The organism is Halobacteriovoraceae bacterium, from assembly GCA_020635115.1.
Taxonomy (GTDB): domain Bacteria; phylum Bdellovibrionota; class Bacteriovoracia; order Bacteriovoracales; family Bacteriovoracaceae; genus JACKAK01.
On sequence record JACKAK010000007.1, the window covers coordinates 147,135 to 161,148 of the forward strand.

Here is a 14,014-nt window from a genome sequence, read left to right on the forward strand (position 1 = left end):
GCCTAGAGGTCAAGTTCATCTAGATCACTCAAATCTCCTGCGTTAGCAGTTTCTTCCTTAGGTGTCTCTTCAGGGATATCAGGCTCAATCGATTTTACGAACTCACGCAATAGGGTTCTTTCACCTTTTTTTAAAAAAGAGAATTTTAAATTAAGTCTATAAGGGTGTTTTGTTTCGGAGATTATTTTCGAGGACGGATTGTACGCTCGGCAGAAAATAACTTCACCATTGAGTATAAAATTCTGAGGTACCAAAAATTCCACTACAATAGATTGACCTCTTAAAAAACTTGTATCACAAAAAAAACTCATTTCTTCCATAGAAATTTCTGACAATATTAAAGAGCCACTAGAAAATTTTGAAGGCGGTAACTTTGGCCGTACTTGTTTTATGGTAACAACTTCTTCGCTATCTAGATCAACTGCTCCAGAATCCTCACTCTCTGCTTCTCCTGATTCTGCGGCCGCCAAGGCAGCGGCCATTTCATCTTCACTGTCATCTAGAGTTGAATTCTCAGTAATTTCTCCAAGGGGAGAAGTGCTTTTACCTTCATACTCATTTCTAATATGTTCAATTAAGTCCTCTTTTTGGGTGGTATCTAAACCTTCAGATCGTTGCTTATAAGTATAAGCTATTTCGTCTCTTAAACCCCAGACTCTGAGCTGAATTTTTTTGATTAATACTGGATCTCTACTACTGCTATGTATCATATAACTATTATGCTGATATTTCTGGGCCTTAAAAGGGAGGAAAAAAGGTTCGTTATCCCCCAGGCAGGATTTACCATTGGGGCCATTATTAGAATTCAGTTAGAATTTTATATATAAAACTCATAAAAGTAAGCAACTATCAGAAATTTTAACCAGATTTTCGATATAATGGTTGTTTGGGGACAAAGAACAAGCAAAGTCAAGGAGGACAATATGCTTAAATCAGTATTAACGCTTTCACTTGCGTTTAGTACGGTAAGCTTCGCAAAAACTTATCCAATGAGCGAAGAAATCGACCGTGTACCAGGTGAAATCATCATTAAATTAAAAGATGCATCTGACTATAATGCATTATCATTGAACATTCAAAATGCAACAATTGAAAGAAGTTTTAAAACGATTGCTGGAAAATTTGTGATCGTAAAAATGGAAGATTCTCTAGTACTTTCAGGTTTATCCATATTGAATGATAATGAAAATATCGAATATGCTGAACCTAATTATCTATATAAAATTGATGATCCAATTGATCCTCTCTCTCTAGATCAAATTAGTGAATCGTTATCTGAACTTACAAATCCTATTGCAGAAACTCCAAATGATCCACAATTTGGTAAATTATGGGGACTTGCAAATACTGGTGACAATGATCCAAAAGGTTTAACTGGTGTGGCCGGGGCCGACGTAAATGCCCTTGAGGCCTGGTCAATTACAAAAGGTGATAGAAGAATCAAAATCGCTATTATTGATACTGGAATTGACTACAATCATCCAGATCTTAAGAATAATATTTGGGTAAATCAGGCCGAAATAGATGGTTTACCAGGTGTCGATGACGATAACAATGGATATGTTGATGATATTCATGGTTGGGATTTTGCTAATGGTGATAATAATCCATTAGATGGCCATGGACATGGAACTCATTGTGCAGGAACAATTGGAGCTGAGCATGATAATGGTGAAGGAGTTGCCGGTGTCATGGGCGAAGTACAGATGATGCCAGTGAAATTTTTAACTGACAGTGGGTCGGGATCAACTGAAGCTGCGATTAAGTCAATTGACTACGCTACTATGATGAATGTTGATATCATGTCTAACTCTTGGGGTGGCGGAGGATTTTCTCAGGCCCTACAAGACTCAATAGAAGCAGCTTCTAAAAAAGGAATTCTTTTTGTCGCTGCGGCCGGAAACTCTACTTCAAATAATGATGTAAGACCTCACTATCCTTCAAATTATAATGTTCCAAATGTGATTGCTGTTGCAGCTCACTCTATTCAAGATAGTCTAGCTAGCTTCTCTAGCTATGGTAAAAATACAGTACATATTGCAGCTCCTGGAAAAAATATTCTCTCAACTGTTACAAATGGAAACTATGCCTCTTACTCAGGAACTTCTATGGCCACTCCGCATGTTTCCGGTGTTCTTGGTCTTTTTGTTTCTAAGTTTGGAAGACTTCCTTTTGATCAGGTAAAAGAAGTAATGCAGAAAACTTCAGTTCCTGTTGCCACATATAAGAGAAAGACAATTTCTGGAGGAAGAATTAATGCCTATAATATGTTGACAAATACTCGTCCTGTTAGAAATGAACCAAGAGAAAATGATTGGAGAGAGTTTGCTTTAGATGAGGTTTTTGAAACTCCACATCCCTATGAAAAAAATATGGATTTGAGAAAAACAATTCATATTCCAGGAGCTTCATATATAAAAGTTGTTATAGATAAATACGACTTCGAACCAAGATATGATTATCTAAATTTAATTGATAAAGATGGAGCAATCGTTGAAACAATTGTGGGAGATGGTGAAGGTGTAGTAAGTGAATACATTGAAGGTGACACTGTCATGTTACAATTCAAATCTGATCAATCTGTGATGAAGTGGGGGGCAAAGATATCCAAAGTCCTCGCACAATTTCCTGAAGATTCTGTTGCTAAAAAGTAGGACGCACGAAAAAAGGGAAGCAAGGCTTCCCTTCTCTATCTATCTTATTTTTTTACTATAAGCTTAAGGTGTCTTTATTTTTCTTTAAAAACTTAGACAATGATCCAATCTTATCAAGAGTTCTAATCGCTCTCGTAGAAAGTCTTAATTTGATTGTTTCTCCCGACACTGGATCATATACTCTTTTAGTTTGTAGATTTGGTCTTTGAGTCATTTTAGTTTTGATGTTTGAGTGAGAAACTTTATTCCCCACAAGTCTTCTTTTTCCAGTTAAATCACATCTACGTGCCATGTTAACACCTCTTATTTTCACACAATTTAATAGCATTACAGGGCGCAAATATAGCGATTTCAATTTGATATGGCAAGCAATGGAAGGCAATTAGACTTAATTTGCTTGATTTCTACTCCATGCATAAATAAATTTTGTCTTCGTTTAGACCAAAACTGATGGCCATATCTTTAATTTTATTCAAAACCCACATCCGCATAGGACGAGAGTAGCGCACTTTTCCATCAAAACTTTTATTAAAACTCTCGTAATGGATAATAGATTGAGGGTAATTTTTCTTAACTTGATAATACACATCCTGAGTAAATCGAACGACTCCCAAAGACAAATATTCAATTTTTTCCATCTCTATATGCTTTCTGATTTGAATGAGTAATTCTCTATAATCTTCTTCGAACTGATCAGTATAAATAATCGGATCGAAATGAATTCCTATCTTATGACCATTTCTAGCTAGTTTTTCAATGGCCTTTAGTCTTGCCTCTATACTTGGTACTTTTCTATCAATGGTTTTAGCTACTTTGCTTGGAGACATACTAAAACTGGTAATAATATTATTCCTCGCTCCAAGTTCTAGAAGCTTCTTTATATTTATAGACTTTGTTCTTAACTCAAGTTTGCAATCTGGAATTTTTTCAAATGTCTCATAGTAGAAATCAATTTCGTCTGTTAGATGTGAAAGTGCGAGTGAATCACTAAATTCTCCAGCATGAAACCAAGACGTTTTTCCAAAAGTGTTCAACTTTGCGAGTCGAAAAATTTCTTGCTGAATTTCTTCTTTGTTTAAAAAAACTACGATATCAGGAGAGTGAAAATAACCTTGAAGATAACAATATTCACATTCATAAATACAATTATATGCATGAATGAAATAATAATGTTTATCTCCTTTTATCCCATAGGCGTCAGGGGCCTCTTTGACAAGCTGACCTTTTTTACTTCCTAGAAAAAGATTGAGTGTATTTCTTTTATGCAAATAGGGTTTTTTTACCTTACCAAAAATCTGATTTATATCCTCTATGTATGATATTTGAGATGATTTAAAACGTTGTTGAATTTTTTCAACTAATACATGATTTTTATATTCATTTTCTATAAATATTTTTTCAAACATGATCAAATTTTTCCTTCAAAAACATGATCAAGTTCACTCCAATCAAAGTTCTTCAACCTACGAACAAGGCAGTCCAATTGTAGAGGATGTGAAATTTTTGAATGCATCTCTAGAGTTATTTTTTCTAAATTATTATTGATTCTTGTCTTCGTATATTGGTCATTAAGTGATGATAAAATGCTCTCCACTTTTTGATTAAATGTCTTTTCAAAAGGGTTTAAGAGATCTTTCAAACAACTAATAAGTTCTAAAGTTCTCTCTTTTGGTCTCTTTTCATTCTTGGACAAAGAAACGATAACTTCTTCAATTTGAGATCTATCAATTCCTTTTAACTCCAGCTTTTCTTCTAGCACATTTAATTGTTTTTCTAGAGTAAAAGTGAAATAAAATGAATTTGCAAAATGTTCATCAATAAAACAAATAATTTGATATGAATTTTCTTTGATACTATTTTCTGGGAGATAAGAATTTAGATAATATTTGAGTAACTTATCAGAATAAATAAGCGCCTGCTCTTTTACAAAATCACAAATATTTGTTTGCTTTTTAAGTGGTGAGTCACTAATAACCTTGATGGCCCGAAAATTTGTTTTAAAAAAAGAAGATGCTTTTGCAACTCCATATGATTCCCTATCTACAGCATCAGCAAAATAAGAGAGCTTCTGTGCACTTTCCTTATTCAAAATTCTTGAAGGTGAGCTTATAAGATCGAATTGAGATCTTACTTGGCCAGTTTGATAAGACTTAAATTCATTTTGAGCATAAATTGTTCTTGCTTCGATTATTTCATTTGAAGAAATTTTATGATTCAATGAACCTGCTACTCCTAAAGAAAAAACATTTGATATTTCGGGAAACTTTGCTAAACACGCACTCGTGTATATTTGTGCATTATCAATACCTTCGCCACATATTGCCAATAGCATTTTTTCTGATCTAAATATATTGGCCAGAAAATTGTCCACATGACAAAAATTGAAATGGTGTAAAAATGCGTGGGCCTCACCTCGGTGAGCAAAGATTAATAAATCCATCCACTTTTCTTACTACCGTTGTCAAATTCTGTAAACATCGATACAAATTAACCATTTTTGGCAGAGGGTATTAAATGATTGAAATTTTTAAAGACCGTAAAAATCCTTTTAGTTTTGGTGGCGCAAGTATTGCTGGAAATGGTGGAGGCTATGGTTTTGGAGATATCAACGAAGGTGATTCAATTTCACTTCTTCATTATGCATACGAAAGAGGTGTAAAGGTTTATGATACAGCACCTATATATGGATTTGGAGAATCTGAAAAACGAATTGGACAAGCTTTTAAAGATAAAAGAGAAAAAGTGTTCATCATTTCAAAGTCAGGTGTTACTTGGCATCCAAATAAACGCGTTAATATGACTAATGATCCTAATTGTGCAAAAAAAATGTTGGAACAAAGCCTAAGAGATTTACAGAGTGATTATGTAGATCTTTATATGGTCCATTGGCCTGATCAAAAAATAGATATTAGAAGAACGCTTGAATGTTTTCAGAATATGAAAGAATCTGGAAAAATTAGACATATTGGATTATGCAATACAAATCTAGAGGATTTAAAACTTGGTAGTGAGGTTTGTCAGATCGAGGTTATTCAATCTGAGTTAAATATTTTTAAGCGAGAAAATTTTGATCTATTAAATGAAACTCAGGCCTTTATGAGTTGGGGGACTTTAGAAAAAGGTATTATAACAGGAAGAGTTAATAAAAATAGAAAATTTGATAAGTCAGATTGTCGCTCATGGGCCCCTTGGTGGAAGAGCTCTCCCTTAGACAAGCAATTCAAAACCATGTCTGAAATCTTTCCTCTTCTAGAAAAATATGAACTTTCAGGACTTGACCTGGCCATTGCTTTTAACCTTTCAGATCAAAGAGTAAAATCTGTCTTGTGTGGAGTTCGAAATCAAAAACAACTAGATGAAGTTTTGATATCTCTTAAAAAAAATGTTCCTCAAACCTTAATTAATGAATGTCTATCGATAGTCGACAGGAATATGAATGCCTAGAGTTAGTGTGATCATTCCAACATTTAACAGGGCCCATGTACTTGATAGAGCAATAAACTCAGTTTTAAATCAAACTTATAAGGACTTTGAGCTTATCGTTATTGATGATGGCTCAACTGACGAAACTGATAGAGTCATTTATAATTATCAAGATAAAAGGATTTTTTATTACAAACAAGAAAATAGGGGAGTTTCAGCTGCTAGAAATCTTGGAATTCTAAAATCTAAAGGTGAGTGGATAGCTTTATTAGACTCTGATGATGAGTGGCTCCCATTTCGATTGTCTTCGCAAATTACATACATACAAGAAAATCCATCCATTCAGCTTGTTCACGGAGAAGAGATTTGGATCAGGAATGGCAAGAGAGTTAACCCGAAAAAAAAACATCAAAAATTTGGTGGAAATATATATGAGAGGTGTCTTAAACTTTGTTTTATTAGTCCATCATCCGTTCTGATTAAAAAGAGTCTATTTAATGAAATAGGTCTATTCGATGAGAACTTTGAGGTCTGTGAAGATTATGATCTATGGTTAAGAATTACATCTCAATACAATATTGGGCTTATTAAGGATCAAATTATCATAAAATATGGAGGACATGAAGATCAACTATCTCAAAAATTGAGGGCCATGGATTGGTATAGAGTTAAGTCGATGTTAAAAATGTTGCGATGTTTATCTTTAGAAGATGAAAAAAGAAATGAAACAATACGCGAACTACGAAATAAATGTCATATCCTTCAAAAAGGATATATGAAGCATGGTAATTTAATTATGAAATCAAAAATAGAGAACATTATTCAAAAGTTGAGTTTATAAGTCCTTTATTGTGAACATTATTAATTTTTCTTAAGGAAAAATATATTCCTTTTTTAGCAATCTCATTTAAGATTAAAATTTAAGAAAAGGAAAAAGTTATGTACATATTAAAAATATTTGTGATTTCACTAATATTGATCAATAGTAAATTGTTCGCTGAATCCTCAAATAGTTTTCAAGTTGCCCCAGCACCAATTCCAAGTCCAAATTTTGAAGTAGGTATGGAAGATGTTAAGTCAACTGCAAATTATATTTCAATAGAATCATCAGCTTTTGAAATGACTGGTTTTGGTTTCAATTTTAGTAGAAGAAATGTGACGAATGAAAAGGCCGCACTCGATGTTGGTGGTGGAGTTAGTATTATGAGTGGTGATTTAAAAAGTGGAACAATTAATGGGGATATTGTTGCCTTCAGTTTCAATATTCAATTAGATCTTGAATATCAAATGCTTAAAAAAGATAGATTTTCATTGATTGGCTTTTTAGGATTTAACTTCCCTATACAAATTTCCTCATCGACTATAAGCACTGGTACTTCCTTAATTGGAGATATCACAACAACAACCGTCATGTTTCAGTATGGTTTTCCAATTGGTCTACAAGCAGGTATAGATTTAGGTGATTTTACACTCGTTCCGTTTTTTGGGCTTAATTTTTACTTGGGAGGTGTTGCCTCAACAACATCAAGTGTAGGCTCGTCAACTGAAGATACGACCGTAGAATCTTATGTCTCTAAAAACTTTGGAATGGATATCCTTTATAGACCCTTGGACATTTCTTTTGGTACTCTCTTACAGGCCTCTGATCCAGGTGGTTCAGGTGGGCAAACAGACGTTTTTACCTTCCAAATATCTTGGAACAAACAGAGAAATGTAGCAAAAAAACCAGAAACTACAAATGAAATTCATAAACCAACACCTCCTCCGAAGGTTGAGGATCCCAAAGAAACTGAAGAAAACAAATCAGAAATTAAATCAGAAAATAAATCAGAATAATCCAAAAAGTATAGGATGTTGATTGATTTAGTCTCAAAGTAAGTACTTAAATTACTTGGGGCGAACAATCCTCTTTGTGGCCAAGCTCTTGGTATCATTGAACGATTACAATTTTTAAACATATTAAATTACATAATGTAAAAATTCACCTGTATATCTTTTTGAATAAATATTTGAGTTATTATTTTTTTAATCTAAAACTTGGAGATTTAAAATGAACCGAAAAATAAAAACATTATTTCTGATTGTGATTTTTGTATTTGTAGGATGTAATGATAATTCAAATATTGAGAGTAATGGAAGTTTTGAAAGTGTAAAGGTATCAACTTCTCTTACATCACAAACACAAGATGAAAGCGATAGCTTTGACAATGTAACAGACCCAACACCAATTTCTTTACCAACTAAAAAAGAAAAATCATTAATGGAAAAAATTGACTCATATTTAGGAAAATATGAACTTCAAGACAGATATATGAGTAAAGATGACCTTAATGAAATTCTTTCTGTTTCAGATCTTTCAAATGGTGAAATTTCAAATATAATTGATAAACTAAGCAATGTATATGGAGATGGAAAGTTTGGAAATTTGAAAATTGCTGGCGCTCTAACTACTTGCGGATTCAACGGCTCTTTTTTCATAGATAATGATACTTGGGATATGTCTATTTTGATTAAGGATCCAAACACCAATAAAATCATTGAAATTGAGGATATTATTACCGCACACATCTGGCAAGGAGGACTAGTAAAATTGGGATTTGGATATGAATGTACTTGGGTGTTTTTACCTGCTGAAGCAAAGCTTTCTCAACTTGTTAATGTAACCTACGGTGATGAAGATGGTGATACAGCTCTAGGTAAAATGTTTGGAACTGATGATGGAGGTAGAGGGATTGGTTTTAATCTAACTGGAATTGTAGGCATTCATATCGCATCTATTTCTGCTCAGAAAGGAAGCGGAGGTGTAGCGGGAAATTTAATAATTGTTTCTCCTAGAATCGGTCCCAAAATCTCAATAGGCCCAACTTTCCCAAAAATAGCTTTTAAAATGAAAAAAATTGGAGACGAAAACAAAGATTATACTGATAGATTTCTAGATTGGATAAACGATTAATTAATCGTAAAGTGGGATCTTAATCAAAAAAGTTGATTTTAGGGAAACCAATAATTGACTCAGCATACTCGTCAATATTTTCAGGTCTTAAGTTGTCCAGGTCCATCTCAGGTTTTAAAAACAAAAAGAATAATGCATCTTCTTCCCATTCCTTATAATCTTTATCAGGAATTTGATCCCTTATTTCTTCAAAAAAATCTGAATGTTTCAATCTTAATTTGGGCATCTCAATAGACCCTATTCTACATGGGCCTTCTTTTCTCTTATACGATTTAAACTTCATTGTTATCCTCTCTTTATACTTAATTTTTCAAAGGATTGAACTATGAGTTTACGACGTATTCACCGTTACTGCATCCCTGGTTTTGACGTGACAGACACTAAAGAGTGGTTAGATAAAGGCTTTATTGAGATATTTATCAAAGATGGACGTGAAGTTAAACAGTGTTCCAGGTGTTGTCATGAGCTTGATGCAGCCAAAGTTAGCGAGCATAAAGTCAAAGTTCGCACAATGGATATTCATGGTTTTAAGGGATACTACATCTTTAAAAGAACTAAGCATCGATGCGGTAATTGTAAAAAAATTAGAACTTCTAAAATTGACTGGATCTCTGAGGAGACTCCGCACGTAACCGAGGAATATGCTTGGTGGTTAGGACGTCTTTGTGAGATTACTCCAGTCTCTCGGGCCGCTGAGTTCACTGGCAATGATCCTATGAGTATGTGGCGGTTTGATTTTAAAAGAATGAAGCGGATGTTTCAACACTACAAGATCCCAAAGGTCAGGAGGATTTGTGTAGACGAAGTCTATGCCAGAAAGAAAAAGTATCATGCCAAAGAGTCCAGGGATAAACGCTTTTTCACGATAATCTGTGACTTGGACACTAGGAGGGTTATTTGGGTGTCTGAAAGCCGCTCTAAAGAAGCACTTAATGAGTTTTTTCATGTCATGGGAAAAGAGCGCTGTGAAGAGATTGAAGTTGTAGCGGCAGATCAGTTTGATGGATATAAACTTAGCGTGAAAGAGAACTGTCCCAACGCTATTTTTGTATGGGATCGTTTTCATATCATGCAGACGTTTCAAAACTATATTAATAGTGAGAGACAGTGGTTAAATGAGCACATGTGCAAAGGAGAACAAAAGAGACTGACTCGTGGCAAATTTAAACAGTTATTCACTAAAAAATCTGATCGAAGAACAAAAGCTGAGAACCGGCATATTCGGGAAGTCATGAGAGATAATGAATATTTTGTTTACCTAGAACTCATTAAAGAAGGTATGCACCAGATATTTGAATCTGCTTCAGCTCCGGAAGCAAGAGCAAAGTTTGAAGAGATGGGGGAATGGATAAATCAAGCAGGGATCTTCTATGAACTAAAAAAATGGTGGAAAACGTTTGATGATGGATGGGATACATTCAGAAACTACTTCAAATACCCTGTTACCTCATCACTTTCAGAAGGAATAAACAACGTCATCAAAACAATAAAGAAAAGAGCTTATGGTTATAGGAATATGCAGTATTTTAAGCTTAAAATCCTCCAAGTATGCGGATTTTTGAACTCTAAGTGGGTACCAATGAATTTTCAATAACTTCAACTTTTTTGTTAGAGAGGCCGTAAAGTGTAAAGAATTTGGACGTTTTCTCAAGCTTTGTATAACTATTATAGAAGAGTCTAATGTTAATTGAATATAATTCAAAAAACGATATATTGATTGATACCTTTATAAAGGGAGTTTTTTATGAAGAGAATATTTATAATACTAATTTCAACTTTTTTGATGTCATCATTATATGCGGACGATGGACTTATTTCATGCTTCTCTACCGACAAGGAAACATCAAAAACTTATGAACTCTTTCGTTTTAATAGCTATAGACTTAAAGATAACGGCGAGGCCCATCGAGTTTATTTAGATTCTTTTGACGGGAAAAAGTATTTCTTAGAGGTATTTCTATATGATCAATACAACAGAACCTTTGTAATGCGAGTGAATGAAGGGACTTTTGAGGATTATTCTGTGATTGAATCAGAATTTCTTAAAACAGATGATTTTAGCTATATGCAAGTGGTGCAAAATTCAACTATCTTCGGCCAAGGCAGAGACAAACTCGAAGTTTGGTGTATTGATGATTCAATCTAGAATTCTAAAAAATTACTTAAATTAAGAATTAGTTGGTATGTAATTCTAACAAAATTCAGAAATTTGTTAATATTTTATGTTAAAAGAAGATATGAATTTTTCATATCTATTAACTTTATTATTTTTGCCCTTTCTCATTCATGCAAATGAATGCCAAAAATTAATATCAATCCATAATGAGGTTAAATTTTCAAATGAAGGATTTACTTTAAATCACGATATTTACATTCGCCCAATGCAGAAAATGGTTCCGGTTTATGAGACGATTAGAGATTCAGTGTCTTTAGAAGATTTTAACTCCTATCTTGTTAGTGTCACTGATTTTGATGGCACCATTAAAGAAAAATTTAAAAAATACAAAACTGGCGTTGTATTTAAGGCAGGTGAACTCCTTGGATTTGTCATTTATTCTAAAAAATTGGATAAAGAAATTGGAGTTGTCAGCATTGCACATGTCAATTTTGGAGATACCTCCCTAGGTATTGCAATTCATCCCCATTTTAGAGGACATGGTCTTGGTAAAATAGCTTCAAAAACTCTGTTACAATTAGTTTTAAAACATATTCCTAAAGATGAAATTGCCGTAACGATTAAGGCCAGAAATAAACGATCAACACATATATGGAAAGATCTAGGTCTTGAATACATAAGTGAGTTTAAAGACTATAATAATGAATCATATTATTTCTGCACTTTTCCTCATCCAGAAAAATAAAAATGTCTCTTTTATTTGCCAAGTACCATTCTTTCATGAGGCAATATTCTTTTGTATGGCCTAAAATATGTCCTAGGAGAACAATTCATTAAATCTGAAACTTTTGCCATATAAATACAAGCATACTTCTCAACTTGCCCGGCCATTCGACTTTCTTCTTGACCCGCTCTCATTAATTCTCCCCAATACGGATTAAAAATCTTATTATATAAACTAATGTTATTTGCTATTTCACGATCAATTTCTTCAATTTGTGACAAAATTTTCTTGTAATCATTATTATCAGATTTTTCTTTATCTATCTTATAGATGTCATTTAATTTTTTTTCATGCCTACTCTTTACCTTCATGAGCTCATCGATCTTCTCTAAAAAAACCTTTGCTTGTGTCAAACAACCAACTTCTTCCTCAAGAGGATCAAGTACAAGCGCTGTACGCCAGTTTGAAGTTTTCTTAATTGTAACTACATCTCCATAAATATGATCGCCAATATAGAGAATCTCTTCACCGATTAATCCTAGGTCCTCCTCTAGTCTAATCGATGAACCTCCTTGATAAATTCCATTTTCCAATTTGTGTAAATCAACATTTGACATCAATCCAGATTCTGGTTCGATTTTTAAAAATTGTAAATTCTTTGTGAAAAAATCTGGTTTAGAGGATTTTGTTATCACTAGCTCAAATAGTTCACTCCAATGTTTATGGTCAGTTAAAAATGGATTGATCGTGAAATCTAGTAAAACTTTGCAATAGTCGTATTCCGAGTTAGTTATTACTAAAAGTTTTTTTCCGTGTCTTTTATAGGCCTCAAGAGAATCTACAAGTTGTGGTTCTTGAATTATATATTTTTTTATATCCTTCTTTACTAAGCCTTTTAAGGAACCATCCCTGTGGACTAGATCAACACATTCTCTTACATCATCGGCAATTTTGTTAAAAGATGGTAGATTAAAACCTTTAGTCTTTAGATCTATTAAATTCGAATATAAAACTCCATCTGAAATAGAAAATAAAGTATCTAAACTCATCATATCTGGATCATTTAGATCTATAACTAAACTTCGATAAAGCTCTTGTTGTTGTTTAAAACTTATACGCTCTAAACCGTGATAACACATCTTTACTTTTCCATACAAACTGAGCTTAAGTAGATTTCCATGTCGTTTATCAATCACAAGGCCAGGAATAACTTGACGATAATTAAAGACATATTCTGATAATTCTTTTGGATAGTTTTTTTTCTCAATTAACTTCTTTACTGCAAACTCATAGGCCTTCTTTTCAAACTCTTCTGAGTGATAACGAACTAACGTGTAATCCATATCAAATCCGATGACTTTTATTTTTTTCATATTCAAAGTGCGGTTTACATAAACGCTCATATTTCCTCTTTTTTTTGCGGTACAAACCAAGTTAAAATATAGCAGAGCGTTTGAAAGGGGGCAACAGAAGGTGGCAAATGGTAAAACTCATGATAAATTCTCTTTGTTTATTGGAGCAATTTGTACTGGAATTCTCCTAGGCCTTGAGAGATCAATTAATCTTGTATTGGCATTCACTGCTGGTTGGCTCTTTGCAACTCTTATTTTTTCTCCTGACACAGATGTCATGCCTAAAAAAAGAACTCATGTCCTTCGATTTATTTTATACCCATATTCTATTATGTTTAAGCATCGCGGCATTTCGCATATGATTTTTTGGGGCACATTGTCTAGAATTCTATACGGTGTTGTATTCTTTGGAGTGATGACTTTTATCTTAAATAAAATGGGATATATAGAACAATCTGCTGAAAAATATATGGCCTCTCTATGGAAATTTCTAAAAAATTTTGATTACTCAGAAGAAAAATACAAACTCATTGTTTGGCCTTATATTGGAATGCTTCTGGCCGATCTTTGTCATATCTTCCTAGATCAAATTACTGATTTTAGAAATCGCTTTTTAAGAAAAATGCGCTTTTAAGGGACTATTGTTTGTCTGAAATAAAACCTTGCTAAATGTTGATATTTTCTATAGATTGCCCGTATTCAAAAAAATGTGGGCCGGTAGCTCAGTTGGGAGAGCACAACGCTGGCAGCGTTGGGGTCGCAGGTTCGATCCCTGTTCGGTCCACCATTTTT

The 14,014-nt window shown here is 33.6% G+C and carries 15 protein-coding genes and 1 tRNA gene; 10 read left to right on the forward strand and 6 right to left on the reverse strand.

The features are described 5' to 3' along the window. Positions 1-2 precede the first annotated feature (2 nt). Positions 3-710 carry a hypothetical protein gene (locus H6622_12355; GenBank protein ID MCB9062304.1) on the reverse strand — a complete coding sequence of 236 codons (708 nt, stop codon included), beginning with the start codon at positions 708-710 and terminating at the stop codon, positions 3-5. 213 nt (positions 711-923) lie between these two features. Between H6622_12355 and H6622_12360 the strand changes: the two genes are divergently transcribed. Continuing rightward, on the forward strand, positions 924-2,654 hold the full coding sequence (locus H6622_12360; protein ID MCB9062305.1) for a S8 family serine peptidase: 1,731 nt from the start codon (positions 924-926) through the stop codon (positions 2,652-2,654). A 55-nt stretch (positions 2,655-2,709) separates the two neighbouring features. Here H6622_12360 and rpmB read toward each other — a convergent pair whose 3' ends face one another. From rpmB to H6622_12375, 3 genes are all read right to left on the reverse strand, one after another. Beyond that, the gene (gene rpmB, locus H6622_12365; GenBank protein ID MCB9062306.1) at positions 2,710-2,946 is read right to left on the reverse strand and encodes a 50S ribosomal protein L28; all 237 of its coding nucleotides are present in this window, start codon (positions 2,944-2,946) and stop codon (positions 2,710-2,712) included. Positions 2,947-3,058: 112 nt separating this feature from the next. Continuing rightward, a complete protein-coding gene (locus H6622_12370) occupies positions 3,059-4,060 on the reverse strand; it encodes a radical SAM protein (GenBank protein ID MCB9062307.1) in 1,002 nt (333 codons plus the stop codon). A gap of 2 nt (positions 4,061-4,062) precedes the next feature. Then, positions 4,063-5,094, reverse strand: a complete 1,032-nt coding sequence (locus H6622_12375; GenBank protein MCB9062308.1) for a hypothetical protein — start codon at positions 5,092-5,094, stop codon at positions 4,063-4,065. A 74-nt stretch (positions 5,095-5,168) separates the two neighbouring features. Here H6622_12375 and H6622_12380 point away from each other — a divergent pair, with 74 nt between their 5' ends. The 4 genes from H6622_12380 (at position 5,169) to H6622_12395 (ending at position 9,030) form a co-directional block, all read left to right on the forward strand. Continuing rightward, positions 5,169-6,098, forward strand: coding sequence for an aldo/keto reductase (locus H6622_12380; protein MCB9062309.1), 930 nt, complete (start codon positions 5,169-5,171; stop codon positions 6,096-6,098). Next, the gene (locus tag H6622_12385) at positions 6,091-6,918 is read left to right on the forward strand and encodes a glycosyltransferase (protein MCB9062310.1); all 828 of its coding nucleotides are present in this window, start codon (positions 6,091-6,093) and stop codon (positions 6,916-6,918) included. The genes H6622_12380 and H6622_12385 overlap by 8 nt, the downstream gene beginning before the upstream one ends. Before the next feature lie 98 nt (positions 6,919-7,016). Beyond that, positions 7,017-7,913: a hypothetical protein gene (locus H6622_12390; GenBank protein MCB9062311.1), complete on the forward strand. Its 897-nt coding sequence runs from the start codon at positions 7,017-7,019 to the stop codon at positions 7,911-7,913. 214 nt (positions 7,914-8,127) lie between these two features. Then, positions 8,128-9,030, forward strand: a complete 903-nt coding sequence (locus H6622_12395) for a hypothetical protein (GenBank protein MCB9062312.1) — start codon at positions 8,128-8,130, stop codon at positions 9,028-9,030. Positions 9,031-9,049: 19 nt separating this feature from the next. Here the strand turns inward: H6622_12395 and H6622_12400 are convergent, their stop codons facing one another. Next, positions 9,050-9,313: a hypothetical protein gene (locus tag H6622_12400; GenBank protein MCB9062313.1), complete on the reverse strand. Its 264-nt coding sequence runs from the start codon at positions 9,311-9,313 to the stop codon at positions 9,050-9,052. Between the two features lie 42 nt (positions 9,314-9,355). Between H6622_12400 and H6622_12405 the strand changes: the two genes are divergently transcribed. From H6622_12405 to H6622_12415, 3 genes are all read left to right on the forward strand, one after another. Further along, positions 9,356-10,624 (forward strand): ISL3 family transposase, encoded by a 1,269-nt coding sequence (locus tag H6622_12405; GenBank protein ID MCB9062314.1) that lies wholly within the window; start codon positions 9,356-9,358, stop codon positions 10,622-10,624. A 150-nt stretch (positions 10,625-10,774) separates the two neighbouring features. Next, positions 10,775-11,176: a hypothetical protein gene (locus tag H6622_12410; protein MCB9062315.1), complete on the forward strand. Its 402-nt coding sequence runs from the start codon at positions 10,775-10,777 to the stop codon at positions 11,174-11,176. A 76-nt stretch (positions 11,177-11,252) separates the two neighbouring features. After that, positions 11,253-11,891, forward strand: coding sequence for a GNAT family N-acetyltransferase (locus H6622_12415; GenBank protein MCB9062316.1), 639 nt, complete (start codon positions 11,253-11,255; stop codon positions 11,889-11,891). 11 nt (positions 11,892-11,902) lie between these two features. On the opposite strand, the gene H6622_12420 is transcribed toward H6622_12415, so the two are convergent. Beyond that, a complete protein-coding gene (locus H6622_12420) occupies positions 11,903-13,273 on the reverse strand; it encodes an HAD-IG family 5'-nucleotidase (protein MCB9062317.1) in 1,371 nt (456 codons plus the stop codon). Between the two features lie 70 nt (positions 13,274-13,343). On the opposite strand from H6622_12420, the gene H6622_12425 reads away from it, so the two are divergent. Together H6622_12425 and H6622_12430 are read left to right on the forward strand one after the other, a co-directional pair. Further along, entirely contained in the window at positions 13,344-13,856 is a 513-nt protein-coding gene (locus tag H6622_12425) for a DUF2227 family putative metal-binding protein (protein ID MCB9062318.1), read from the forward strand. A gap of 77 nt (positions 13,857-13,933) precedes the next feature. Further along, positions 13,934-14,009, forward strand: a tRNA-Ala gene (locus H6622_12430). The last annotated feature ends 5 nt before the right edge of the window (positions 14,010-14,014 follow it).